The 2745-nt window shown below is 53.7% G+C and carries 4 protein-coding genes; 1 reads left to right on the forward strand and 3 read right to left on the reverse strand.

What is annotated here, in order from left to right; genetic code table 11:
- From ABJN75_RS18650 to ABJN75_RS18660, 3 genes are all read right to left on the reverse strand, one after another.
- A partial coding sequence (locus ABJN75_RS18650; RefSeq protein WP_348441097.1) for a GH1 family beta-glucosidase occupies positions 1-1358 on the reverse strand: 1358 nt, incomplete at its 3' end.
- Positions 1359-1423: 65 nt separating this feature from the next.
- Positions 1424-2104 (reverse strand): TIGR02453 family protein, encoded by a 681-nt coding sequence (locus ABJN75_RS18655; protein WP_348441098.1) that lies wholly within the window; start codon positions 2102-2104, stop codon positions 1424-1426.
- Positions 2101-2460 (reverse strand): TfoX/Sxy family protein, encoded by a 360-nt coding sequence (locus tag ABJN75_RS18660; RefSeq protein ID WP_348441099.1) that lies wholly within the window; start codon positions 2458-2460, stop codon positions 2101-2103. Before ABJN75_RS18660 ends, ABJN75_RS18655 begins: the two co-directional genes overlap by 4 nt.
- A 184-nt stretch (positions 2461-2644) precedes the next feature.
- Between ABJN75_RS18660 and ABJN75_RS18665 the strand changes: the two genes are divergently transcribed.
- Positions 2645-2745 (forward strand): dihydrofolate reductase (locus tag ABJN75_RS18665; RefSeq protein ID WP_348441101.1); only part of this gene is annotated, 101 nt, incomplete at its 3' end.

Genomic DNA, 2745 nt, shown 5'->3' on the forward strand with positions numbered 1-2745 from the left:
CGGCCAGCGTTGTGCAGACCGATCAGTTCCTTGTACCAAAGCGCGCTGTTTTTCAGGGTGCGGACCTGCGTGTCGTAATCGACGTGAACGATGCCGAAACGCATCTTGTAACCCTCCGCCCACTCGTAATTGTCCATCAGACTCCAGAGAAAATAGCCTTTGAGCGGAATACCTGCCTCAATCGACTTTGTCATCGCTGAAAAATGCTTTTCCAGATAGTCGATGCGGCGCTGATCGTTGATGGTGCTGTTTTCGACATCGTCATTGTAGCAGGCACCATTCTCGGTGATGTAGACCGGTGGCAAATCGTAACGCTGATATAGCTTCGCCAATAGGTCCGACATGCCGTCTTCATAGACTTCCCAACCGATATCGGTCAGCTCGGGCCCCGGTTTGGGCGGTATTGTTACCGCTTGCGGATAGGTGACGTCATTGGCCGGATCATGTTTGACTCGCATTGGTGTATAATAGTTGAAGCCCCACCAGTCGAGCGGCTGGTTGATGGTCTCCAGATCTCCGTCGCGGATATCCATATGCTCACCAAAGGCGTCCAGAATGTCCGGGTGATAGCTGCCATTGAAGACTGGTCCGAAGAAGATATCGTTGTTGAAGACAAAAGCGCGCTCGGCCGCGGCTTGGTCTTGCGGTTCATCGGTGGCTGAATAGACGGAATGCAGGTTGAGGACTGTTCCCATCGGTAGATCGGGTCTGACGGATCGGGCGGCCTGAACACCCAGACCATGAGCAAGGTTCACATTGTGCGTGACAGCGGCAAAGGCCTCGACGCTTTTTTCTCCCGGCGCATGAATTCCGTAAAGGTGGCTCAGGTGGCAAATGCACCAGGGTTCGTTGATCGTGGCCAGTGCAGTCATCCGGTCACCCAGGCGTTTGACGACCACTTCGGCATAATCGGCAAAGGCTTCCGCTGTGCTGCGTGCTGCCCAGCCGCCATCACCAGCCAGCATCAGCGGCAGGTCCCAGTGATAGAGCGTTGGAAATATCTTGATACCGCGCTCGACCAGGCCATCAAACAGGCGGTCATAAAAATCGAGGCCTTTTTCATTCACGGCGCCGCGGCCATCGGGAATAATCCGCGGCCAGGCGATGGATAGCCGATAGGTGTCGACTCCGAGCGACTGGATCATGTCCAGATCGCTCTCCCAGCGATGGTAATGATCGCAGGCAATCTCACCGGAGTGCTGATTGTAGACCCGGCCCGGCATCTTGGCGAATGCGTCCCAGATGCAGGGCTTGCGGCCATCTTCGTCCGTTGCGCCTTCGATCTGGTAGGCAGCGGTTGCCACACCGAACTGGAAATCTTTGGGGAAACGTGCCGCCAGGTCTTTGATCGAAGCCATCAGATCTCATCTTTCAGAACAGAAAAGTGGCCTCGTCTTAAATTCCAAAGCGCTTTGGATCAAGTTTATTCGTGCAACTTCACCAGCCAGTTCCAGAACGGCAGCGTTGGTGCAAGAGCGTTCGTCAAAACTGCCGGTGCTTTTTCACCAAGGGCTGGAGCAACATCGGGGAGTGTTGTCCAGACAGCCAGCCCCTTGTAGCGGGTAAGATCGGCGAAAATATTGTCCTTCGGAAATCCACGCGGTGGTTTGACAAGGTCAGGCTCGGATTGCTCGAAACCTTTGGTTGTCAGAGATTCAAGGAGTTTTGTGATTTCTTTGCCTGAGCCGGTTTCCAGAAGATGCAAATACTGTCCATGCGCAGGTTTGGAGAACGCCATACAACCTGCACCCAAGCGAATATGATCAGCTTCAATCGACAGAAAAAAACTTGGCGGTTGGGCCTGTCTGCCTTGAAAAGCATCCCTATCAGGCCAGAAAGCCATCCGCACATGCGTGTTGTAAGGCGTCTTGTCCTTGGAAAATCGTAGGTCCCGATTGACGCGGAACAGTTTGCCCGTCATCGGCTGTCCTGTGAGCTCAGACACGCTTTTCGCCAGTTCCGTTTTCAAGGAATCTGCCGGAGCTTTGATGTGGTCCAGATAGGCCTTCCTATTGGCGTCGAACCAGTCTTTGGAATTGTTCGCCGCCAGTTGCTTCAAAAAATCGATGCTGTCTCTGGAAAAAGACGCGGGGAGGGAAGTCATGCTGTCCTCTCAGCTTTTGCCTTTTTGATTTTGGGCTGCTTGGGTGGCAGCGCACAGACATATGTCCGGGCCATCTCGACCCAGCTGCCAAGTTCCTCATCGCTTTCATAGCCTTCGGGCTCTATTCGGATGAAGCCGGGCATGGGGCGGCCTGTTGGTCGGCATTGCGATGCAAAGGGTTTGGTGAGGGCTTCGGGTTCCTGATCCTTGCCGACGCGGGCCATCAAGTTTCGTTTGGATGCGCAGACAAGCATGTTGCCATTCACCATGAAACAGGTGCCGCCGAACATGCGCTTTTGAACGACGTCCTTGTCCGGGATAAGCGCCCTAATACGCTCAATCAGAACATCTTCCATCAATTCTGCCATCGATCATTTCTCCCTCGAAGAATACCCTATTCCTGTCCAGGACGGTTGAGCATGCTCTTTTCCGACAATGAGCAGCAATAAAATCCGGATTTCGATTTCTGAGCCAAGCCATGCTAGGAGGCAGGGACAAGGAAAGAAACCGGATTCGGAGGCGCATTTGCCGGATATAATTATGATTGCTGCGGTTGCCAGAAACGGTGTCATCGGGGCGGATAACGACATGCCGTGGAAGTTGTCGTCCGATCTGAAGCGGTTCAAGGCACTCACGCTTGG

It is taken from the genome of Hoeflea sp. (assembly GCF_039975035.1).
In the GTDB taxonomy this organism is placed as follows: Bacteria; Pseudomonadota; Alphaproteobacteria; order Rhizobiales; family Rhizobiaceae; genus Hoeflea.

Excerpts from the sequence above, each read along its gene's own strand:
- ABJN75_RS18660 (WP_348441099.1), bottom strand. The coding sequence starts at position 2,460 with ATGGAAGATGTTCTGATTGAGCGTATTAGGGCGCTTATCCCGGACAAG.
- ABJN75_RS18655 (WP_348441098.1), bottom strand. The coding sequence starts at position 2,104 with ATGACTTCCCTCCCCGCGTCTTTTTCCAGAGACAGCATCGATTTTTTG.